Annotated in this window: 20 protein-coding genes and 2 other annotated features; of the genes, 11 read left to right on the top strand and 9 right to left on the bottom strand. The window is 40.7% G+C overall.

The window, feature by feature from the left end; translation table 11 throughout:
• Positions 1–41: 41 nt before the first annotated feature.
• The 3 genes from hydA to MKX55_RS04935 are packed head-to-tail and all read right to left on the bottom strand — an operon-like array spanning position 42 to position 4,137.
• A complete protein-coding gene (gene hydA, locus MKX55_RS04945; RefSeq protein WP_339236543.1) occupies positions 42–1,463 on the bottom strand; it encodes a dihydropyrimidinase in 1,422 nt (473 codons plus the stop codon).
• 37 nt (positions 1,464–1,500) lie between these two features.
• Positions 1,501–2,769: an NAD-dependent dihydropyrimidine dehydrogenase subunit PreA gene (gene preA / locus MKX55_RS04940; protein WP_339236541.1), complete on the bottom strand. Its 1,269-nt coding sequence runs from the start codon at positions 2,767–2,769 to the stop codon at positions 1,501–1,503.
• Positions 2,770–2,787: 18 nt separating this feature from the next.
• A complete protein-coding gene (locus tag MKX55_RS04935; RefSeq protein ID WP_339185125.1) occupies positions 2,788–4,137 on the bottom strand; it encodes an NAD(P)-dependent oxidoreductase in 1,350 nt (449 codons plus the stop codon).
• 1,176 nt (positions 4,138–5,313) lie between these two features.
• On the opposite strand from MKX55_RS04935, the gene MKX55_RS04930 reads away from it, so the two are divergent.
• From MKX55_RS04930 to trpA, 8 genes are all read left to right on the top strand, one after another.
• On the top strand, positions 5,314–5,865 hold the full coding sequence (locus tag MKX55_RS04930) for a nitroreductase (protein WP_339236539.1): 552 nt from the start codon (positions 5,314–5,316) through the stop codon (positions 5,863–5,865).
• Between the two features lie 82 nt (positions 5,866–5,947).
• Positions 5,948–6,185: a binding site (T-box leader), on the top strand.
• A gap of 42 nt (positions 6,186–6,227) precedes the next feature.
• Positions 6,228–6,485: a binding site (T-box leader), on the top strand.
• A gap of 84 nt (positions 6,486–6,569) precedes the next feature.
• Positions 6,570–7,970, top strand: coding sequence for an anthranilate synthase component I (trpE, locus tag MKX55_RS04925; RefSeq protein ID WP_339236537.1), 1,401 nt, complete (start codon positions 6,570–6,572; stop codon positions 7,968–7,970).
• Positions 7,954–8,550, top strand: coding sequence for an aminodeoxychorismate/anthranilate synthase component II (locus MKX55_RS04920; protein ID WP_339236534.1), 597 nt, complete (start codon positions 7,954–7,956; stop codon positions 8,548–8,550). Before trpE ends, MKX55_RS04920 begins: the two co-directional genes overlap by 17 nt.
• On the top strand, positions 8,547–9,572 hold the full coding sequence (gene trpD / locus MKX55_RS04915) for an anthranilate phosphoribosyltransferase (RefSeq protein ID WP_339236531.1): 1,026 nt from the start codon (positions 8,547–8,549) through the stop codon (positions 9,570–9,572). The genes MKX55_RS04920 and trpD overlap by 4 nt, the downstream gene beginning before the upstream one ends.
• Positions 9,573–10,364, top strand: coding sequence for an indole-3-glycerol phosphate synthase TrpC (trpC, locus tag MKX55_RS04910; protein ID WP_339236528.1), 792 nt, complete (start codon positions 9,573–9,575; stop codon positions 10,362–10,364).
• 1 nt (position 10,365) lies between these two features.
• Entirely contained in the window at positions 10,366–10,986 is a 621-nt protein-coding gene (locus tag MKX55_RS04905; RefSeq protein ID WP_339236525.1) for a phosphoribosylanthranilate isomerase, read from the top strand.
• A 1-nt stretch (position 10,987) separates the two neighbouring features.
• Entirely contained in the window at positions 10,988–12,199 is a 1,212-nt protein-coding gene (gene trpB, locus MKX55_RS04900; RefSeq protein WP_339236523.1) for a tryptophan synthase subunit beta, read from the top strand.
• Entirely contained in the window at positions 12,186–12,962 is a 777-nt protein-coding gene (trpA, locus tag MKX55_RS04895; protein ID WP_339236521.1) for a tryptophan synthase subunit alpha, read from the top strand. The genes trpB and trpA overlap by 14 nt, the downstream gene beginning before the upstream one ends.
• Before the next feature lie 432 nt (positions 12,963–13,394).
• Here trpA and MKX55_RS04890 read toward each other — a convergent pair whose 3' ends face one another.
• Genes MKX55_RS04890 through MKX55_RS04875 form a run of 4 tightly spaced genes read right to left on the bottom strand, consistent with a single transcriptional unit; the run spans position 13,395 to position 16,552 of the window.
• Positions 13,395–14,645, bottom strand: a complete 1,251-nt coding sequence (locus tag MKX55_RS04890) for a hypothetical protein (protein WP_339236519.1) — start codon at positions 14,643–14,645, stop codon at positions 13,395–13,397.
• A gap of 5 nt (positions 14,646–14,650) precedes the next feature.
• A complete protein-coding gene (locus MKX55_RS04885; RefSeq protein WP_339182855.1) occupies positions 14,651–15,481 on the bottom strand; it encodes a hypothetical protein in 831 nt (276 codons plus the stop codon).
• On the bottom strand, positions 15,478–16,167 hold the full coding sequence (locus MKX55_RS04880; RefSeq protein WP_339182853.1) for an ABC transporter ATP-binding protein: 690 nt from the start codon (positions 16,165–16,167) through the stop codon (positions 15,478–15,480). Before MKX55_RS04880 ends, MKX55_RS04885 begins: the two co-directional genes overlap by 4 nt.
• A complete protein-coding gene (locus tag MKX55_RS04875; protein ID WP_042532170.1) occupies positions 16,160–16,552 on the bottom strand; it encodes a GntR family transcriptional regulator in 393 nt (130 codons plus the stop codon). Before MKX55_RS04875 ends, MKX55_RS04880 begins: the two co-directional genes overlap by 8 nt.
• Before the next feature lie 371 nt (positions 16,553–16,923).
• On the opposite strand from MKX55_RS04875, the gene MKX55_RS04870 reads away from it, so the two are divergent.
• On the top strand, positions 16,924–17,688 hold the full coding sequence (locus MKX55_RS04870; RefSeq protein ID WP_339236517.1) for an exodeoxyribonuclease III: 765 nt from the start codon (positions 16,924–16,926) through the stop codon (positions 17,686–17,688).
• Positions 17,689–17,928: 240 nt separating this feature from the next.
• Here the strand turns inward: MKX55_RS04870 and MKX55_RS04865 are convergent, their stop codons facing one another.
• Positions 17,929–18,876 carry an MBL fold metallo-hydrolase gene (locus MKX55_RS04865; RefSeq protein ID WP_339236514.1) on the bottom strand — a complete coding sequence of 316 codons (948 nt, stop codon included), beginning with the start codon at positions 18,874–18,876 and terminating at the stop codon, positions 17,929–17,931.
• A 258-nt stretch (positions 18,877–19,134) separates the two neighbouring features.
• Here MKX55_RS04865 and MKX55_RS04860 point away from each other — a divergent pair, with 258 nt between their 5' ends.
• Positions 19,135–19,602 (top strand): YueI family protein, encoded by a 468-nt coding sequence (locus tag MKX55_RS04860; protein ID WP_339236511.1) that lies wholly within the window; start codon positions 19,135–19,137, stop codon positions 19,600–19,602.
• Between the two features lie 709 nt (positions 19,603–20,311).
• Here the strand turns inward: MKX55_RS04860 and MKX55_RS04855 are convergent.
• Positions 20,312–21,412 (bottom strand): hypothetical protein, encoded by a 1,101-nt coding sequence (locus MKX55_RS04855; protein ID WP_339182846.1) that lies wholly within the window; start codon positions 21,410–21,412, stop codon positions 20,312–20,314.
• A gap of 226 nt (positions 21,413–21,638) precedes the next feature.
• Between MKX55_RS04855 and MKX55_RS04850 the strand changes: the two genes are divergently transcribed.
• Complete coding sequence (locus MKX55_RS04850) at positions 21,639–22,892, top strand: PucR family transcriptional regulator (protein WP_339236508.1); 1,254 nt, start codon at positions 21,639–21,641, stop codon at positions 22,890–22,892.
• The last annotated feature ends 60 nt before the right edge of the window (positions 22,893–22,952 follow it).

Raw genomic sequence — 22,952 nt, 5'->3', positions numbered from 1 at the left:
TTCACCTCTTTCGTTCCGCAAGCAGCTATGGATTATTTGTACTAACTTCTATTAGGTGTAACTTCCTGCTGATTTGTTTGCGAAGAATTAAATTTAGCTCGTTTTAAGAACTTGCCTGCTCCTGGTTTAGCAACCAGCTCTTTATCCTTGATGACATATTCTCCGCGCGATAAAACAGTTACTGGCTGTCCGGTTACCTTCATCCCCTCTAAGGCGCTATAATCGACGGCTGAATGATGCGTGTTGGCGGATATCGTACGTTCTGCATTCGGATCGAATAAGACGATATCTGCGTCCGTACCTGGAGCAATCGTTCCCTTTTGCGGAAATAAACCAAACAGTTTCGCTGTCTGCGTTGACACCATGTCTACAAATTGATTAATGGAAATACGCCCTTTTTTTACACCTTCCGAAAATAGAATACTAAAGCGGTCCTCCACGAATGGCCCGCCATTTGGAATCTTGGTAAAGTCACCTTTTCCTAAATCCTTTTGTCCATCAAAGTCGAATGCGCAATGGTCAGAGCCTATCGTTTGCAGCTCTCCGCTTTTCAAAGCATTCCACAACACTTCCTGATTAGATTTATCACGTAATGGCGGGGACCATACATATTTTGCGCCTTCAAAATCAGGCTTTTCCAAATAGGTTTGATCCAGCACCAAATATTGCGGACAGGTTTCCCCAAAAACAGAGAATCCCTTACTTCTAGCTTCCGCAATTTGCTCTACTGCTTCTTTACAGGTGACATGCACGACATATAATTGTGAATCAGCCAGTGCAGTCAGTTTTGCTGCCCGGCCGGTTGCTTCCCCCTCCAGTTCTGGCGGGCGGGTCAACGCATGATAGATTGGATCGGTGTTCCCTGCTTTTAATGCTTCTTGCGTTAAATGTTCAATTACATCCCCATTCTCTGCATGCACCATTACTAATCCGCCATGGTCTTTAGCAGTAACTAAGGTTTGGAAAAGTGTCTCATCATCTGCTTGTAAAACATTCTTATAAGCCATAAATACTTTAAAGGAAGTAACTCCCTCCTCTTCAATAACCGCAGGAATCTCTTGTAAAATCTGTTCGTTTGCTTCTACGATTTGTAAATGAAATCCATAGTCAATCACTGCCCTGCCTTCTGATTTGGCATGCCATATTTCCAAAGCATTTTTTAATGTTTTTCCCTTTTCCGTTAAGCAAAAGTCAATGATTGTTGTTGTCCCGCCATGTGCAGCAGCAATAGTTCCGCTTTCATAATCATCCTTCGTTACCGTACCGCCAAATGGCATTTCCATATGGGTATGCGGATCAATACCCCCAGGAAAAACGTAAAGGCCTGTTGCATCAATAACCTCTGCATACACATCACTTAAATCCTGTCCAATCGCTTTCACTTTTTCATCTTCAATCAACACATCCGCTTGATACGTGTCTGTTGCTGTAACAATCGTTCCATTTTTAATAATTTTTTTCATTTCGATTCCTCCAGTAAAAATTTCTAAACTCTAGCAATTAGCGTTTCTCAAGCATATGAATTGCTGCCTGGCGGTCATTCCAGGACATCGGCGGTTCCGTTGGTGTCAAATCAATCATGTCGATTGCTCCATCTACCGGACAAACAATAGAACATAGATTACATCCAACACAGTCCTCCTCTCTTACGCGTAAAATAGCATTTCCATCTTTATCTGTAAGCATTTCGATACACTGATGAGACGTGTCCTCACAGGCAATATGGCATTTATTACAATTAATGCAGACATCATTATTAATACGGGCAACCACTTTATGATTTAAATCCAGATTGCTCCAGTCTGTGTACTTTTCCACAGATTTTCCGATGATGTCGCTTAACGAATCTATCCCTTTTTCATCTAAATAATTTTCCAGCCCCTCTGTTAAATCCTCAATAATCCGAAATCCATGATGCATCGCTGCGGTACATACTTGCACACCGCCGGCTCCCATCAGCATAAATTCCACGGTATCCTGCCACGTAGAAATCCCGCCAATTCCGGATATCGGAATGTTAACTTCTGGATTTCTTGCGCATTCTCCGACCATATTTAATGCAATCGGCTTCACTGCCGGTCCGCAATACCCGCCATGCGCTCCTTTTCCATTCACATTTGGAACCGTGTTCCAAGTATCTAAATCTACACCTATCAAACTATTGATTGTATTGATTAAGCTGATGGCATCTGCCCCGCCCCGAGCAGCAGCTTTTGCGGTTGCTGTTATGTCCGTAATGTTTGGCGTGAGCTTCGTAATGACTGGAACCTCTGCCGCTTCTTTGGCATACATCGTAGTCCTTTCTACCAGATCCGGATGCTGACCAACAGCTGCACCCATCCCTCTTTCAGACATTCCATGAGGACAGCCAAGATTTAATTCAAACCCATCCACTCCAACATCCTGCACTCTCTTTACAATCTCATGCCATTTCTCCCGCTCGGGTTCTACCATTAAAGAAGCAATAATTACCCGGTCTGGATATAACTTTTTCGTTTCATAGATTTCCTTTAAGTTTTCCTCCAATGGACGATCGGAAATCAGCTCTATATTGTTAAAACCGGCGACCCGCTGCCCGTTAAAGTGACTTGCACCAAAGCGGGAAGTGACATTTAATATGGGCTCGCCTAATGTCTTCCATACAGCCCCTCCCCACCCAGCTTCAAAGGCACGCTGTACTTGATATCCAGTATTGGTCGGGGGCGCAGATGCCAGCCAATACGGATTAGGTGATTTGATTCCAGCGAAATCAATACTTATATCAGCCATTTTCATCCTCCTAATCTTTTATGAACTCTCTGTTACAGATTGCTTGAAACGCTTATGAATCGCCAACGCTGTATCCTTCCCCTGCTGGGCAGCCGTCACCACCATTGCTTCTCCAATTCCTTTTCCAAAAATCACATCTCCTGCAGCATATACTTTGGGATGAGACGTTATAAACGTTTCCGGATCGACCTTCACAACGCCTCCATTATGCTCCAGGCCAAAGGCTTCAATGATTTCCTGATGCCTCGTTTGTCCGATAGCCTTCACTACGATATCAATATCCATTAAGAATTCGGATCCTTCGATTTCCACTGGCCGAGGCCTTCCATCCTTGCCAGTCTCTTGTAATTCCATCTGTACGCACTCCATTTGTGTTACATGACCATTTTCATCACCGATAAGACGTTTCGGATTGGTAAGCCATCTAAATTCCACACCCTCCTGTTTGGCAAACTCGTATTCAAAATCATAAGCAGTCATTTCCGCTTCCGTTCTGCGATAAAGAATCTTTACGTTATCCGCGCCAAGTCTGACTGATGTCGTAGCTCCATCAATCGCTGTATTTCCTGCCCCGATGACAGCAACACGCTTTCCGATAAAATCCTTTGGATAATCCCCATTTTTTGATTTTTCCACTAAATCAATGGCATCGAAGTTCCCCTCTAATTCTTCCCCTTCTATTCCAAGCATTGGAACTTTGGACATGCCAACAGCAAGCACCACCGCATCATATTGGTCCATAAGATCCTCTGCGAAAATATCCTTGCCAATTTCCGTATTCGTTCGTATTTCTACACCTAAATTTCTCACTTGCTCTACTTCCCAGAAGGAGATATCCTTAGGCAAACGAAAGGGAACAATTCCAAATGTATCTAACCCTCCCGCTTCCCTTTTCGCTTCAAAAATAGTTACTGTATAGCCCAGCCGCGCTAATTCGCGGGCTGTTGATAAGCCTGCAGGACCGCTTCCAACGATAGCGACTGTTTTTCCATTCTTTTTGCCAGCATGAAAGAGAACCGCTTCATTTTTAATTGCCCAATCTGTCGCAAACCGCTGCAAATCCCCAATAGGAATGGGCTTCGTAGCGTCATTTAGAACACAAGCCCCTTCACATAATTCTTCTGTCGGGCAGACTCGTGCGCAGCTAGCTCCAACCGGATTCGAATCCATAATTGTTGTTGCAGAGCCCTTCAAGTTCCCGGAAGCAATTTTTTTAATAAATCCCGGAATATCAATCCCTGTCGGACATGCAGTAATACAAGGCGCATCATAACAATATAAGCAGCGATTCGCTTCATCCAATGCTTCTTGGGAATTAAAGCTTGGTTTCGTTTCCTCAAAATTCGCTGTAAGCACCTCACCAGATATAAAATTCTTTAATAAATCACTCAAGAAACAAACCTCCTTTAAAATATATTTCAAAAAAGATTAATTAAAATAGAAAGTTATTATATTCTTATGTGGCAAGCTCTCAGTAAATTACCATTTCAACAAAAGCAGGGGTTTTTCTAAAAACTAATTATTAGCTCAACTTTCGCACATAAAAAGTAACGTCATTTCTATAGAAACAGGAGTTGATTGTTCCTTCGATAACCCCCTTGACAAAGATATAGAAGGCGAAGTGTAAAGCACCGCTGCGGCGGACCGTTTTGCTTTCCTAGGGGCACGCTCTTCAGCTAACTTTTGCCAAGAAGGACACTTGACAAAAGTGGATCTTCAGATGGTGCTGATCCCTCAGGAGTCAAAACGGTCCGCCTCCGCTAGTAAGATATTCTATACGTAAAAAAACAACTCACCAAATAGATGTTTAATCAGATAGAACCTATTTTTCATGCTGCATGGTAAAATGTTCCGCCAAGATTCCTTTCTGTGCATCGAAGCTATTCTCTGAATTTCATATCCATACTGTCATGATTGGTTATCCAGGCGAAAGCTGCTATTTCGTCTAGCTTATTAAAATCTTATTTCTTTCATTCGCTGCAGAATCCTATCAGAGCGCAGGCCAACCACGCAGACTCCTATGGGAACAGGGCGAGCTGAAGATCCACTTGAAAAGCGGTTTTCTTTTCAAGTTAGCTGAAGCCGTCCCCATGGAAAGCGGAGTGGTTGGCCGGAGCGGAGCTATGCACCATCACCAATTCCAAAATGGCCGGATATTTCACCAAAATGCAAGCATGATAATGGAGAACACGTTCCCCCTGGAATAGCAAGATATATATGCTTATTTTTAGGTATGAAAGTCGAGTTATTAGAATTCGCGCCGGTTTTATAGAGGTCAAAGATAGTGGGAGATAAAATAGAAATGGGCAAAACGTATATCTGCTGAATTTTAAACACCTATCTAATATTATAAAATTTACAATATTCCCATTCATTGGACAAAAGGTAAAATAGTAGTTAAATTTTCTAGCCGAACTGTAACTATTTTTAGAAATACTGGCGGTTACTTAAAACACTGCTTAAAATTCATTTGCAAAAATTTTATAAATTCGGTACAATTTAATTGATAATTATTATCAATTAAATTGTATAGGAGTTTATTTCATGAGTAGAACAGAACTTGCAAGATTAATTCGGGAACGCCGTGCTGTCAAAACAGGATATAATAATAAAAAAGTGACCAAAGAAACAGTTATGCAATTATTAGAGGAATCTATCTGGGCTCCTACCCATGGAATGAGACAGCCTTGGCGCTTTCTGTTCGTTGACAAGGATCACATTCCCAGCTTTGCCAAAAAAATTGCATCTACATATCCTGAAGAAAGACAGGAAAATCGAGAAAATTATCTGAACGAGCCAAATGCTATTCTAGTCGTCATCATGGAAACCTCCGATATCCCCAAACAATGGGATGAGAATTTTGGTGCTGTTTCCGCAATGATTCAGAATTTTTGGCTGCTGGCATGGGAAGAAAAACTAGGTATTGTCTGGAAAACAAACCCGCATATCTATGATGAAAAAGTAAAAGAAATTCTCGGTGTGAAGGAAAATGAAAAAATTGCCGGTTTTATTCATATGGGTTACTTTGACGAAGCGCCCGAAGAGAAAGAACGGATCCCGTTGGCCGATAAATTTGAAGTATTTGAAGGGGAGTAAAATCAGATAATTTCATTTTTTTCTATAAATCTATTGACAACCTCCTGTCCTTTCGTTTAGTATAGATTTCAATCAATTAAATGAAGTGGCGTTGATGAAGAAGAGTAATTACAGGTGAACTCTAAAGAGAGCTGATGGCTGCTGTGAATCAGCGAGTATCCTTGTGATGAATGGGCTTCGGAGCTCCAAACCGAAACAGTATCGGAGTAGGCTTTGGCGGAATGGTTTCTCGTTATGGAAACTCAGAAGATAGTAATCTTCTTTTAGAGTGAGCTGCACGTCAGCTAATAAAGGTGGTACCACGGTCCCTCGTCCTTTTATATATGGATGAGGGGCCTTTTTGATTTTTATGAGACAATATATTACAAACGATGATGAAGAGTAGTAAATAATTTTTCATGCATAACAGAGAACTGATAACTTGGTGGAATATCAGTATGCAGGAATTATTGAATGGACTTCAGAGTGTTTTTCCGAAAAATGCCCGCTGGCAAATGGAGTAGGAAAAAACGTATTTCCGACGTTATACGGATAGGGTATCGGAGGTTTCCTGTACCTGATAAAGATGGAAAGATGAATCTTTCTAACAGAGGTGGCACCGCGGCCCTATCGTCCTCTATAAGCACATAACTGTGTTTATAGAGGACTTTTTTATTTCTTAAATAAGAATTACAGAATTTTCAACTATAAAGGAGAGAGAAATCATGACGGCACAGGTAACGCATCAAACGTATTCTATCGATGGATTAATCCCTATTCAGGTTTTCCAAAGCTTGCCGAAAGCAAAAAAATATCTGTTGGAAAGCAGCTTTCCACATGAGGAAAAAGGACGCTATTCCTTTATCGGCCTTCACCCTTATCAAGAAATCATTGGGCGTGGAAAAGAAACAACGCTAATCAGTGCTTCCCATGTAGAACCGCTGGTTGTTCATCAGCACGCATTGCATTTCTTACAAGAAACGATGCCGAAGCTTGATTTATCTCTTTCCCTTCCCTTCTATGGCGGAGCAATTGGTTATATTGGCTATGATACGATTCAGGCTTTTGAAGATATCGGTCCAGCACCATTTGATGACCGGAATATGCCGGATATCCATTTCATGCTTTTTGAAGATACAATTATTTTTGACCATGAAGAGAATGAACTGCATCTTATCGCAATCGATCGAAACAGCGGCACGGAAGAAAATCGTGAACAGCGTATTCAACAGCTGAAACAGCATGTTGATCAAGCAAGGACTACCGAACTCCCTGTTCCACAAAAATATGCCTTTATACCGGAAATGGATCAGCAGAAATTTGAAGAGAACGTGCAGATTGCAAAGGATTATTTGCAAAAAGGGGAAATTTTTCAGGTTGTTTTATCCCAGCGTTTTTCAAGAGAGGTTGAAAACGAAAGAGAGTTCGGACTTTCTTTTTATGAACAATTAAGGAGATATAACGCCTCCCCTTACATGTTTTACATTGATTTTCAAGATTACACTGTGCTCGGCGCTTCTCCGGAAAGCTTGATAGAAACCAAGGGCAGCCATGTTGTCACCAATCCGATTGCTGGAACAAGAAAACGCGGACAGAATGAACTGGAGGATCAGGCACTCGCAGAAGAACTGCTTGCCGATGAAAAAGAACGGGCAGAACACCGGATGTTAGTCGACTTAAGCAGAAATGATCTAGGCCGTGTCTGCGAAGTCGGCAGTATCGAGATTCCCGTTTATATGACGATTGAGCGTTACCAGCATGTAATGCACATTGTTTCCGAAGTAACCGGAATCTTGCACCCGGATTATTCAGGGATTGATGCACTTATCTCCTGTCTGCCAGCTGGAACCGTATCGGGCGCACCGAAAATCAGGGCAATGCAGATTATTAATGAGCTGGAAACCGTAAAGCGCGGTCCCTATGCCGGGGGAATCGGTTTTATCAACTTTGAACATGATGTGCATATTGCACTGGCTATCCGCTCGATTGTTATCAAGAACTACAAAGCTTATTTTCAATCTGGAGCCGGTCTTGTATATGATTCCGTTCCATTCAATGAATATATGGAAACCATTAACAAAGGAAGATCATTTATGGAGGTGCCTGAACTTGATTCTATTAATTGATAATTATGATTCTTTCACATATAACCTGTACCAATATGTTTCCGAATGCGGTGTACATGTTGAAGTGATTCGCAATGATGAAGTGACTGTCAAAACCATTGAAAAATTAGAACCAAAAGCCATTATTATCTCGCCTGGACCGGGTTCTCCAAAGGACGCCGGAAATTGCATCCAGATTGTGCAGGCTTTTTATAAAAAACTGCCGATACTGGGAATCTGCTTAGGCCATCAAGTAATCATGGAGGCGCTCGGCGGCAGAGTTATTCAGGCTTCTACCATTAAGCACGGAAAAACATCACTGATTCACCATGATGACGCTGGACTGTTCCAAGGACTCAGCAACCCGGTTGAAGTTATGCGATACCACTCTCTTGCAGCGGAGCATATCTCGGTACCATACGAGCTGCGCATCACAGCAACAGCTTTAGATGATGATGAAATTATGGGTGTGACCCATCAGACATATCCTGTTTACGGATTGCAATTCCATCCGGAATCCATTGGAACACTGGATGGAAAGCAGATTATTTCTCACTTTGTTGAGAAATTGACGAAGCAAAAGGAGGAAGTACCCCAATGAAACCGTATTTTAACCAATTACTTAAAGGCACAGATTTATCATTTGAAGAAACAAAGGCATTATTTAATGCCTGTTTCCAGGAGGATGTTTCCGATACAGAGCTTTGCGCTATTTTAGTAGCTTTAAAAATGAAGCAGCCGACAGCAGAAGAACTGGCCGGTTTAGCAGAAGTAATCCATACCAATTCTCCTTTTCAATTTGAGTTGGAGCTTCCCGCAATGGATAACTGTGGAACAGGAGGAGACAGATCAAACAGCTTCAATATCAGCACCTGTGCAGCATTTGTCTTAGCCGGTGCCGGCGTGACAGTTGCAAAGCACGGAAACCGCCGGATTTCCAGCCAGACTGGAAGTGCAGATGTATTAGAAGAGCTTGGTGTTTCGCTTGATTTAACCAAGTCGCAAATGAAATATATGCTGCAGGAAAATCAAATCGCCTTTTTATTTGCCCAGCATGTTCACCCTACATTGAAGCAGATTGCCGGTGTACGTCAGAAGCTTCGGACACCGACCATTTTTAACCTGGTCGGTCCATTAACCAATCCGGTTGCTTTGCATTCCCAGCTGGTTGGCGTGTATTCAAATGATGCCTTGCCGATTGTAGCAAAATCCCTGCAAACACTCGGCCGGAAGCGTGCGTTAGTTATTCATGGAGCGGGCGGAATGGATGAAGCCTCTCTGCAGGGGGAAAACAACTATATTTTACTGGAGAACAATGAATTAAAAGCAGGCAGCATCCATCCGGAAGAGGTCGGTCTTTCCGTCTACACCAACCAAGAGATTGAAGGCGGCGACGCAAAACGGAATGCAGAAATTTTGCTCTCTGTATTAAATGGAGAACCCGGTGCTTATTTGGATACCGTTCTATTTAATACAGCGATTGCTTTATTCGCCATCGGGCATGTAGATTCCGTGAAAGATGGAATGGAAATTGCCAGACACAGTGTATTCTCTGGAAATGCCAAAGCAAAATTAGATACATTGGTTGACTATAGCCAGGAAGCAAAACAAGAGGTGGTATAAATGACGTTTTTAGAAAAAATTATTGATAAGAAAAAGCAGGAGGTCGCTGCTCGTAAATTACAAGCAGCCGGAAAGCATACGCGAAAAAATCCAATTTACTCTCTCCATCAAAATGTTCAAGCAGCTGATCATCTATCAATTATTGCTGAAATCAAACGGGCTTCCCCTTCCAAAGGGGCAATTCAAATGGACGTCGATATACTGGAGCAAGCCAAGCAATATGAACAGTCTGGAGCGGCTGCTATTTCTGTTTTAACCGATGAAAGCTTTTTTCACGGTTCATTAGATGATCTCAAAGCAGTAAGTGAAGCGGTCTCGGTCCCAGTTCTCTGTAAGGATTTTATGATTGATGAAATACAAATTGACGATGCGAAAAATGCAGGAGCTTCCATTATTTTGTTAATTCTTGCTGCCCTGCCGCTTGAACGATTCCAGCGTCTTTACAACTATGCAACAGAGCAAGGGCTGGAAGTGCTCTGCGAGGTGCATAATGCGGACGAATTAAAGGACGCCTTGACAGTCAACCCGAAAATCATCGGAATCAATAACCGTAATTTAAAAACCTTTGAAGTCGATTTACAAACAACGGCGGAGCTTGTTCAGCAAATCGATAAAGGGGAGCTTACCATTATCTCTGAAAGCGGCATGCGTACGAAAGAGGATGCAGAACTGGCAAGAGATGCCGGGGCTAATACGATTTTAGTCGGGGAAACATTAATGCGCTCCAATCAAGTGGAAGCAGACATGCAGGCCTTGCAGGTGCCTCTCTCCTCCACGAAAGGAGCCTCTTGATATGCTCGTCAAAATCTGTGGAATCACATCTCCGGAGATAGCGGAAGCTGCTGTCGACGCTGGAGCAGATTTTTTAGGCTTTGTTTTTGCCAAAAGCAAACGGGAAGTATCCGTAGACCAGGCAGCCAACATTATCGCGGCATTGCCGGAACACGTAAAAAGTGTCGGCGTTTTCGTCAACAAAGAGAAGCAGGAAATAGAAAAAATCGCTCGGGCGACAGGACTCGATTTTGTACAGCTGCATGGAGAAGAATCTCCTGAAGCTGTCAGCAGCTTTACCTTTCCTGTTATTAAATCACTTCCTGGGACAGAAAAAGGTGTCAAACAAGCGGCGCAATATGATGCAGCTTACCTGCTGATGGATAGTCCCCCCCTGCCCCATGCACATGGAGGAAATGGGGTTACATTTAACTGGTCTACATTAAAAGGAAATACGTTTTCCGAACGCCTTATTTTGGCTGGCGGGCTGACACCGGAAAATGTCGCGGAAGCCATTCAGCAGGTAAAACCGGTTGCTGTGGATGTTTCCAGCGGGGTGGAAACGGATGGAAGAAAAGATTCAGATAAAATAAAAGCTTTTATTCAGGAAGCAAAACGAACAACTGTAGAAAGGAATCGATAACATGCAATCATATACATTCCCAGACAAATCAGGAAAATACGGTAAATTCGGCGGAAGATATGTGCCGGAATTACTTATGCCAGCTGTTTTAGAGCTTGAAGAAGCTTATGAAACTGCAAAAAATGACCCTTCTTTTCAGGAGGAATTAAATAATTATCTGACAGAATACATTGGCAGAACAACGCCGCTATATGAAGCAGAACAATTAAGCAAGCATCTAGGCGGCCCAAAAATCTATCTGAAGCGGGAAGACCTTAACCATACCGGTGCACATAAAATTAATAACACGATTGGCCAGGCGCTTCTGACTTTGCGGATGGGCAAAAAGAAAGTCGTCGCTGAAACCGGAGCAGGACAGCATGGCGTAGCTACAGCAACCGTCTGTTCTCTGCTTGGTTTAGAGTGCATCGTTTTTATGGGCACGGAAGATATCAAGAGACAGAAGCTTAACGTTTTTCGTATGGAGTTGTTAGGTGCAAAAGTGGTCGGAGTCTCTCAAGGCAGTGCAACCTTAAAGGATGCAGTGAATGAAGCATTGCGCTATTGGGTGAATAATGTCCACGACACCCATTATATTATCGGCTCTGTGGTTGGCCCGCATCCTTTCCCTCGCATTGTACGGGACTTTCAATCAGTGATTGGCGCAGAAACAAAACAGCAAAGCCTTGAGAAACAAGGAAAGCTTCCAGACGCAGTCGTAGCTTGCGTTGGCGGTGGCAGCAACGCCATGGGGATGTTCTATCCTTTTGTCGATGATAAGGAAGTCGCTTTGTATGGTGTTGAAGCTGCAGGAAAAGGCGTTACTACCAATGAGCACGCAGCTACGCTAACGGGTGGTTCTCCAGGCATGCTGCATGGCACGTTTACTTATTTATTGCAGGATGAAGCAGGCCAAATTCAAGAAGCTGCCTCTATCTCTGCCGGATTAGACTATCCAGGTATTGGACCGGAGCACAGCCACTTGCATGATACTGGCCGGGTAACCTACCCTTCCATTACAGATGAGGAAGCATTGGAAGCCTTTCAGCTGCTTGCAAAATTAGAAGGAATTATTCCTGCTCTGGAGAGCGCACATGCTGTTGCCTATGCATGTAAGCTTGCAAAAGAAATGTCTCCGGAGCAATCGTTAGTTATCTGCCTGTCCGGACGCGGAGATAAAGATGTAGAACAAGTCAAAGCAAAGCTGGAGGAAAATTCCGATGGGGAAGCATAAACTAGAAAATACATTAAATGAATTAAAAGCAACAGGAAAGCCTCTGTTTATTCCTTATATGATGGCTGGTGACGGAGGAATCAATCAAATCAATGAACGCATTCAATTCCTGGAAGAAAGCGGCGCATCTGCAATTGAATTAGGTATTCCTTTTTCTGACCCAGTAGCTGATGGTCCTGTGATTCAGGATGCCGGACTGCGTGCATTACAAGAAGGAACCACGCTAAAGCTGGTACTCGATGAGGTCAGAAAACAAAAAGAAGCACGGAGCATCCCAATTATTTTGATGACCTATATTAACCCTATTTGGAACTATGGCTACGAGCAATTCGCAAAAGACTGTGATACTGCGGGAGTAGATGGGATTATTATTCCAGATATTCCAATGGAAGAGGAAGAAGATATTGCAGCTGCGCTATCTAATCAATCCATTGCCTTTATCCGTTTAGCTGCGATGACCAGCCCGGATGAGCGTCTGGAGAAAATTGCACAGGACTCAGAAGGTTTTCTATACGCTGTTTCCGTGAACGGAACAACCGGAGAGCGTCAGCAGCATGATAAAAATACATTGGACTACTTGAAGAAACTAACCGCTTTAAGCAGCGTTCCCGTCTTAGCCGGATTTGGCATTTCTAATCCAGAACAGGCAAAATCATTAGCTGCTTATTGTGACGGTGTCATTGTCGGCAGTAAAATCGTCCACTTATTTGCGGAAGGAAAGCAAACGGAAATCAAAGAATTGATTGGTGAAACCGTACGATAAAATAAAACTTTATTTATCAGGTGTTTTGGGACTTCTACGTGATCAAGTGAATCTGGACCATTACCGGAGTTTTTTCTCTCCATGATGGAGCAAACAATCAAATCGGGCGCTTTTTGGCTGCTCCATTGCAATAAATGTATGTTTGCATTGATATAAGTGTCGAGACAACCATTTCTTTATAGCATAAACTATATTAGAATCTAGACAACGTTGTCATTGATTCAAACCATCACAACAACCCATGCCTTGAGGGAGCTGTACGCCACATACAGCTCCTGTTTTTTTAGATAAATGAAGGACAAGCTGATCTAATTCAATAATGATTGGAACCAAGATGGCGGCAGTCGCAGTCTTTTGCTAAAAAATATGACTCTCCTGTTTAACTAATAAAAATACAGAATAGAAGATACCCTCTATTCTGTATTTTTATCTTTACTTATCCTCAAATTCCATCTGATACAAATCAAAATACTGATATTGTTTCATAGATTCCGCTGCTTGAATGATGCCCTGATACACATTTTCCCCTGTTTCCAAATCAAATACATTGATGGAAATATCCGCCACTGTCAGTGTAGAATAAGCAGGAAATACAATATAGAAATAACCATTATGAACATCTGTTAATGGATATACCTCTTCTTGCCCTATTTCCATTTCCGCATCAAACACATTTTCTTCAAAAACGGTTTCTTGTTCTTCTAAATGCTCATCAAACTTTGTTAACGTGTAATTTTCCCCTTGGAGCATCCCTGCATAAACAGCACCATCATAAATTCTAAGAAAATCTCCCTCATAAAAGTTTGCTTCCTGAAGATCAATGGATTGGAAACTGTCTTGTTCTACATTGTATAAACGCAGTTCATATTTAAGCGGAGAATCCCCCACGTAAACCCCATTCTGATCGATTTTATATTCATCATACGTATAGAGATAATGCATTTCTCCGTTGATCAGACCGCTGTCCTGATAGGTTAAAGAGGGTTCTATTCCTTCTTTAGACTCCATGTCCCTTTGTGGAAACCTTATATCCTCTATGGTTTGATTATTTAAATCTATCACAAGAATCCCATTTTCATCCGTATACACATCTGTTATTTCATCATACTGTCCTTCCATATATAATTGGACGTATAACTTATTATGATTATCAGCAGTTATCGAGCTTACACCATAGATTTGCTGATCCTCGACAGTCAGTTCGAATGAGCTGACGTTTTCTGTTTCTTTATCAAGTATTTCTACGCCAATCTGATTCTGTTCATTCATATCCCAATTGTTTTCATTTCCATCTACATAAATAAGCTGATTATCTGTTTCCGCGAAATTCTCACTCCATTGGTTTTTCCCGCGCATAAAGCTTTTATACTCTTTCACATATTTTTCTATTTGTAAATCAGAATAATACCAGCCATAATATGATTCCCTTGATTGATCTATCCGCTTCGATTCATCCACAGATAACTGAAAAGGTTCTGACACCACACTGTAGTACGAAGCCATGCCGGGACTGCTTTGCCCATCTCCAAGTATCGTAACATCCTTCACAAATGCTTCATCTCCAGATACGGTTTTCCATTTAAAATCAAGCGTTTCTTCGTCCGTTACATAAAAACTGATAAGGATAACCGAAATGAAAAGGAATGCAATATATATAATCGAATAGCGTTTTAAATGATTCATCTCTATCACACCCTTATCTTTCTATTTAACAAATGATTACTAAAGAAAACCGATACTGCGGAAAGGATAATTGCTATAGCAAATTGCATCCATAAAAGCTCCGTCTCATAAAAATATCCTTTTACGATTATCTGCAAAATATATGGAGAAAAGACCAGAATCAGAGCCCCTATCCCATAAAAGACCGCCATAAATACACCTTTAAAACGGTAGCTGCGTTCAATCAGAATCATGGTAAATAATATAATGACAAAAGCTGTTCCAAAACCGTAATTAATCACAAAATCAATAAACTTCTCCGGAAGCAGGAATTTTAAATAATAAAAGCTTCTAATCATCCCTTGAATCGTTAAATCCAACCGGTAATCAACCGGAATAATCAGCTTTAATATCACCTGTAACGCCGGGAGGATAGCTACTTGATAAGTAATCAGGCCAAAGACGAAAATCAGAATCGCCGCCAGTTTGGAAAAGAACAACTGAATACGCTTCACCGGAAGCATCAGCAGGCGATAAATAAACGTGTTCTTGCCCAGCCAATCCCGATACCAGATAAATAAAACATAAATAAATATCGTCACTGCAGCGATGATAATAGGCAATGTAAACAGAAAACTAGATAATATATTCCCTATCGATACATAGCCATTATCTTGAAGAAATTGCTCTTTAGGTATACCAAGCTTCATGACACTCTCTGTAATCTCAGATTTCACCATAATCGCATAATACAGCACCCCGGCAGCCTGCAGCAAAAACACAGCTGCAAGCAGCATAATATAAATCGGTAAAAACCGTCTGAATTCAAAGTTTACCAGCTTTCCGAAAAGCTTCATCCCTGATATACCTCCCTCATCACATCGATAACAGATTTACCCTCTTCTTCTCTTACCTGCTCCGTCATAAATTCTTTTTTCACCGCTCCATCAGCCAGTAAGACTGCCTTATCAATTAAATGTTCGATATCACTGATTTCATGGGTTGTGATGATAACACCGCGGTCCTCCACCAGATGACTGGAAAACACATCAGCAATCTGTTCTCTGCTGAAGATATCAATACCAGAAAAAGGTTCATCCATTAGAATATAATCTGCATCCATCGCCAAGCCCATCAATAAATTCACTTTCGCTGTATTGCCTTTTGATAATTGGGAAATACGTTCATCCTCTTTCAGCTTAAAAAATTCTAAAATCTCTTTTGCCCGCTCCCCATTCCAATTTTGATAGAAATCATCCATAAATTGAAAAGCATCCTTAATCCGCATTTTAGGCAAAAGCGTCATGGTATCTGGGATATATGTTATTTTCTCCATCATCTTTGGAGACAGCTTCTCCCCATCAATGGTAATCACGCCTTTTTGGTAAGGAGTCAGTCTCATAATCGATTGAAGAATGGTCGTTTTCCCCGCACCATTGATTCCAATTAAACACGTAATCTGGCCTTTATCTGCCTCAAAAGTAACTCCATTTAATATCTTTTTTCTGCCATACCTTTTCTCTATACCGGTCAATTTAATCATGCTTCTCTTCATCCTCCCTGCCAAGCTCATTTAATTTTGACTGGACAAGGTCAAAAACCTGTTCTTTTGGAATTTGCAAAGAGGTGATACGATCTACAAATTGATCAATTGCTTCGTCAATTAAACTTTCACGAATTTCTTTTATGCGGCCCGTTTCCTTTGTAATCATACTTGGTTTATTTCCATCCGTATAAATCAAGCCTTCCTCCTCCATTTCCTTATAAGCTCGCTGCACAGTATTCGGGTTTATTTTTAATCGCTGTGCTAATTCTCTGCGTGAAGGAATTTCCTGTCCAGACTTTAATTCTCCAATTGCAATCTGTTCTTTGAAATACCTGATCACCTGAATATACACAGCTTCACGTTTATCAAAACGGATATCCATCCAATTTCTCACCTCATTCTTGTCATGCTTTCGCGTATACTGTATTAATACATTAGTACATCTTGTAAGTGTATTATATGCATAATACAGAAGAAAGACAACTCTTTTCTTTATTAAATTTGAAATTTTTATGTATGGTGGGTTGTATTTCTTTATTTCACACTGAACTCATTCTCAAAAAGAGATTTATTTCATATTTACCTGATGTCAGCAAAGGAAATAAATACAGGTATACTCGATGTTATTTTGTTCGATGCTTCAACAGCTATCGTGAAACAACCGGTTTCCCCATATAAAAGCAATCGCTTTTCCAGACAAATATGGTAGAATGGCTATCAGAATGATGTTAATAGGAAGGAAGATTTTTTAAAATGAAGTTAGTTACATGGAACGTTAATGGAATCCGGGCCTGCGTTCGAAAAGGGTTCTTGGATTTCTTTCATGATATAGATGCAGATTTTTTCTGTTTACAAGAAACAAAACTGCAGGCAGGGCAGATTGAGTTGGATTTAGAAGGATATTATCAATATTGGAATTATGCGGAAAGAAAAGGTTATTCAGGAACAGCAATTTTTACCAAGCATGAGCCGCTTCATGTTTCTTACGGGTTTCAAGAAGGCGAGATAGAGCCTGAAGGAAGAATAATCACATTAGAATACCCTGACTTTTACCTCGTCAATGTTTATACGCCAAACTCAAAGCGGGATTTAACCCGGCTGGAGGAGCGTTTGGAATGGGAAGATAAAATGTTTGATTATTTGCGGGAGCTTGATTCGAAAAAATCCGTTATTTATTGTGGGGATTTAAACGTAGCCCATCAGGAAATCGATTTGAAAAATGATAAAACAAACCATGGCAATTCAGGTTTTACGCAGGAGGAACGGGATAAAATGACACGGATTCTGGCCAATGGCTTTACAGATACCTTACGCTTCTTCTATCCTGAACGCGATGATATTTTCACGTGGTGGTCTTACATGAAAACGATCCGTGAAAGAAATATCGGCTGGCGTATTGATTATGTGATTGTTTCCAGTCCATTAGAAAAATATCTGGAAAATATGGAGGTTCACCGTTATAAGCTTGGCAGCGACCATTGCCCGGTGAGTCTGGAAATAAATCTAGACAGCAGATAAATCAAATCCGTGCCTAATCAAAAAAAGAGAAAAAGGAAATGTCGAACGTCTGAAATATTTCCGGTATTAAAAATAGTCCAATGATTAGACCAAACAAAAAAACAGTAATGATGCGCAGTTTTTTTCGCATTCTCACCATACCTCTCTTTCCTGAAAAACGAAAAGGAACCAGCTTGTGCTTCCTTTTCGTTTTTATCATTCAAGGAATATTATATAAATATGGAAGCATCCGCTTCCCATTTATTGTTTCTGAAAATAATCTACCATCCCAAGGGCACTTAATTGTAAATCAACATTAATCATCTGATAAACCTCATGGTCATCAGCAATCCCCTGCTCACGAAGCTCTGATTGTACATATTTTAACAATCGGTCGGCAATCTCATCATAGCTTTGTCCTTCTGCAACTGCAGCTTCCCCTTCTCTCACAAAGATATCCAGCCATGCTTCTGCCTGTTCGAGAGCTTCTTCTACTAAATCTGTTCCTCCAAAATGTCCAAAAAAGATATAATCTAATTGTTTCTCACGGAACCTTTGTAAAGAGTGTCTCATTGCCTCCGGATCAAAGTGATTGGGAGATGTAGATGGTAAAAAGAAGTTCAACCCATGCGGAAATAGTTGTTCATATTGAATTCCAGCTGTATCCCCAGTAAACATCCCATTACTGATAGGGTCATAGATTCCCAGATGATGTCTGGCATGGCCCGGTGTATCCCAGAATTCTAAGATGCGCCCTTTTTCAAGCTGCAGCGTATCTCCCTCTGTTTTCTCCACAACTCTTTCCTCATCAGCAGGGATAATCGGATCATATAATTCGGAAAAACGCTCGCCGTAAATCGCGCGTGCTCCAGCAGCCAGCTTTTTAGGATCAATAAGATGCCTCTTCCCCTTTGGATGAACGTATAAAAGCGCATTCGGACAAAGCGATAATAAACGTCCTGCGCCGCCAGCGTGATCTAAATGAACATGTGTAACAATAATATGTTTTACGTCCGCAAAAGTATATCCTAATTCTTCTAATCCTTTTTTAATATACGGTACAGAAGGACTCGGTCCCGTCTCAATAATCGTAAGTTCATCTGCTTCAATGACATAAGCTCCTGTTCTGCCGCTTACACCAAAATCAAAACCATCGATAAGTGAAATCCCATGATGAAGCTTCATCGTTTTTCTAGAGTGCAACTGCATAATAATCCCTCACTTCCACAAAATAATTGAAACACACTATACTCTTATTTTAACATTTAAATATACGTCTCCGTATGATTTTATCAGATATTTCATTTTTACTTTCCAATCTGCCCGCTCAAAAAATAGGAAATAGGAATGATTTTCTTTGCTTGATATCCAACAATAGGGTACATTAGATGGAGAATAATGATTATGTAAAAATTGCTGATGTAAACCGCACAGCAAATTGAAAATAGATTAAAAGGATGAAATCGAATGAGCAAAAAGAATGTAGATGATTACCTTCAAGAAGGAATGTATGGAACGCGTCTGCCCAATGAAAGTGAACGGAAAATGTATCTTGGCACCTTTCGGGAACGCGTTGCCTTTGTTTTAACCATTGGAGAGGTGATGTCTAATAAAGGGCTCGCTGAATTAGAGCGCCAATTAAAACAGCATCCGAAGGCAAAAATCTTATTGAACGGAAATATTTCATATTCATTTTTAAAAGAAGAAAAAGCACTCGCTGACCGCTTTTCTATTCCACATACTACGGTAAGCAACCAGGAGAATGATACAGAGATCGGTTTAGTGCTCACCTATCCTTATGCTGTAGATATAGACCAAATTTCCCTTAAAGATATTGAGGAAAAACCAGCTCCCAAAGAAAAAGAAGATGAAGAAGAAAAAAACAACAATCCGTCAAAAGGAATCGTATCGAAGCTTAAAAATTTTTTCCACTAACCTGCCGTTGTTTCTCCCATTTAATACTGTGTAAATGTTAGAAAAGCCAAGAACGCCGCTTAGTCTTTAAAACATCGGTGTTCTCGCCGAAGAGATGTCCGCTGCGGGAAGTCGCTTTCCGCGGGCAACGCTTTAGCCTCCTCGGAAGAAAACCGCTTCCTGCGGGGTCTTCAGCTGTTGCTTTTCCCGCAGGAGTCGACTTCCCTCCGCTCCCATCTAAGAAGAATTATGTTTTATTTGCTTTCTTACAGAGAAAAGAAGCTACTTCTAGCGACGCTTTTTGATGGGACAAGTAATCGCTGCCCCAATCCCAGTCAATCCCAGTGTGAAGACCCCGCAGAAAAAAGCGAACTTCTTTTTTACCCTCGGGGCATAAGTGCGACTATGCTTCTATCTGCACCTGTCGGCTTGCCAATCAGCAAGTCTTCTTTAAAGGAGATGAGCTCGGGGCCCATGGAAAGCGTAGTGTTTTTCTGGGCTTGCGATTACTCACCCCACCATAACCCGTCGTAGAGGTCGCATTAACCTGACAATATTGAAGATTACTCCCTCAATGAAACCCGTTGGAGCGGCTATCTTCAGCTTTTTTTATACTTTCCTATTCTTTAAAAAATGCCAGTCAGCGGAAATCGGATGATTTACACCCAATTCCTATGACTGGCACTACATTTCACCTTACATTTCCTATTATTTCACACTGTATGATGTATCATTTATCATCAAAATCAATATTTTTCATTCTAAACGGTGTAATAATCAGTACCACAATCAGTACCAGTCCCATATAGCCAATCAGCGAATAGAATTTAGAAACTAAATCGGTAAAACCGACAAAGCTAAGTATAAATCCTGCAACCAGTGTGATAGCTAATAGTATATTAAATTTTTTCGTTTCTACTTTTGCAAACCTGGTAACAAACGCAAAGAACATACTAATTGCTGTGTTAAAAATCATTCCAAAAAGTACAAGTGCCATGATAATACCTAACACTGGTGAAATATTATTTACAATTCCCAGCATTGGCATCTCAAAATTACCAACCTCTTCAATTTTAGCAAAAATCGCGAAATAACTAAGAAGAATTAATACACCCAGTCCCAGTCCGCCTACTAATCCGCCAATGGCAGCTGTTTTTCTATCTTTCTCCGCTCCCCCCATAACAATGGACATTGCTGCGCCAACAGAAGTGTTAAAGGTAGCATAGTTTAAACCTGCAACAAACCAATTTGGGAAATTCGGTCCGTGGCTCTTTGCCGTACTATTTAATTCAGCTAAAGATCCATCCATTGTAAAAAAGCTGTAGATAGAGATGATAATAACAAATAAGATCAAAAACGGCGTAATACTGCTGATTACAGCCACCACTTTATCTACTTTCAGCATACCTGTCAGCAGTACCAATACTGTCATTAAAATCGCACCTGCAACATGAGGCAGTCCAAATTGCTGATTTAGGTTCGCTCCTGCTCCGGCAATCATTACCACCCCTACACCGAATAGCGTAAATACTAATACAGCATCTACTATTAACCCAATCAAGTTAATACGAGTGATTTTTTCAATGATTTTAAAATGGCTGATTTTATAGATAACATCATTATAAGAAGTTGTCTGTGCCTTGCTCCCTAACCAGACCAGCATCATTCCAACATATGCAAAAAATACTGTAGAAACAAATGCAGCCAGAATTCCCAGTGTACCAAAGCTTGTAAAATACTGCAGCACTTCCTGTCCAGATGCAAACCCGGCGCCTACAATCACCCCTATGAATGCGCTTGCAATTACCAAGATTTTCATTAGTTTTTTCATGTGCTTCCCCCTCTGTTCTTTTTATCTTATAAGTATCAGATGAAATCTTTTTTTGTATATACTAAAATGAAAGTATGTATATACTTATAACCAGTATATAAAAAAAGATTACTTATGGAAAATGATAGTCTATCCTACTAATAAAAAGCAAGTATACCAATTATTAAATTTATTCAAAATAATGCATTTTTTATTCAGATCATATCTTTATAAAGGGGTGTACTTTATGAACTCATCTCATATCGCAAAAAATAAAATAGCAACATTGCAGCAGCCTTTCTCATCTTTAGATGAGCTTGCCGATACAATCAGTGAGGTATTGTCATGTCCTATTACCATTGAGGATGCGAATCATTATGTTCTTGCATATAGTAAACACACCGAAAATATTGATGAAGCACGAATCGGCACCATCATGAATCGGAAAGTCCCTGATAAAGTTATTAACGGTTTATGGAAAAACGGAGCAATGCCCAAGCTGATTGATAGTGACCAGCCAGTCATTATTCCCGAAATCAAAGAAATTGGACTTGGAAACCGGATTGCTATATCCATCTGGAAGAAAAACGAAATTTTAGGTTTTATTTGGGCACATACAGGTGAAAATGAATATAGTAAGGATGATTTGGAAATTCTAAATGAAGCAACCCGTCAGGTGAAAAAGTTTATCCTGCAGAAGCTGCCTGGCCGAAGAAATACAGAACAAGCTTATAAAGACTTTTTCTGGCAGCTGTTAACAGCAGATTTTGTCAGCGCCAGCACAATTCAATCCTATGAAAAACAATTTAATATAAAGCTGCAGGATGGCCTTGCTATCATTGTTTTTCATTTTGAAGATGCTATCACGCCGCAGATTGAAAAGCACGCTTCCTACCTTTCAGAAACTGTCATGCAGGTGAATACAATTTTCCGTTTATTTGATGATCAAGATTTTATCTTATTGGTACGATTATGGAAGGCGGATGATACATCAGATAAAATTTATCAGTTTATTGAGCAGTTTCAGGAAAAAATAAGCACACAGCTGCAACTGACCTCCATGCACGGTGCAGGTAGCCAAATTTACGGTTCTGCAAAAGATATGACGCGGGCTTACGAGGAAGCACTTCAGACAAATTCCCTGCAAAAGCAGTTTCCTGATGAACTGTCTTCTTGTTTTCTTTATGAAGACCTAGGCGTTTTTCAGTGGGTAGACGTATTAAAAGAACATCGTCATAAGCGGCGTCATTCAAATAAATACATTCAACGTCTGCAGCAATATGATCAGCGCCAGCAAAGTAATTTATTGTACACCTTAGAAAAATTTTTGGAGCATGACTCCAATGTACATCGTACAGCAAAAGCTTTGTTTATCCATCCAAATACCATGAATTATCGTTTAAAACGTATTCATGAAATTAGCAATCTTGATTTAAAAAATCCGCATCAGAAAGTAGCGGTTTATTTAGAGTTATTAGCTGACAAGCTGGAAAAATCATAGCATTTGTGTAAATACACAAACGTTTTGGACTCAATTCATTTATTTTCATAATGAATTCTC

This window comes from Oceanobacillus sp. FSL W7-1281, assembly GCF_037969835.1.
Taxonomy (GTDB): domain Bacteria; phylum Bacillota; class Bacilli; order Bacillales; family Amphibacillaceae; genus Oceanobacillus; species Oceanobacillus oncorhynchi.
This window is presented reverse-complemented; position numbering and strand designations above follow the sequence as displayed.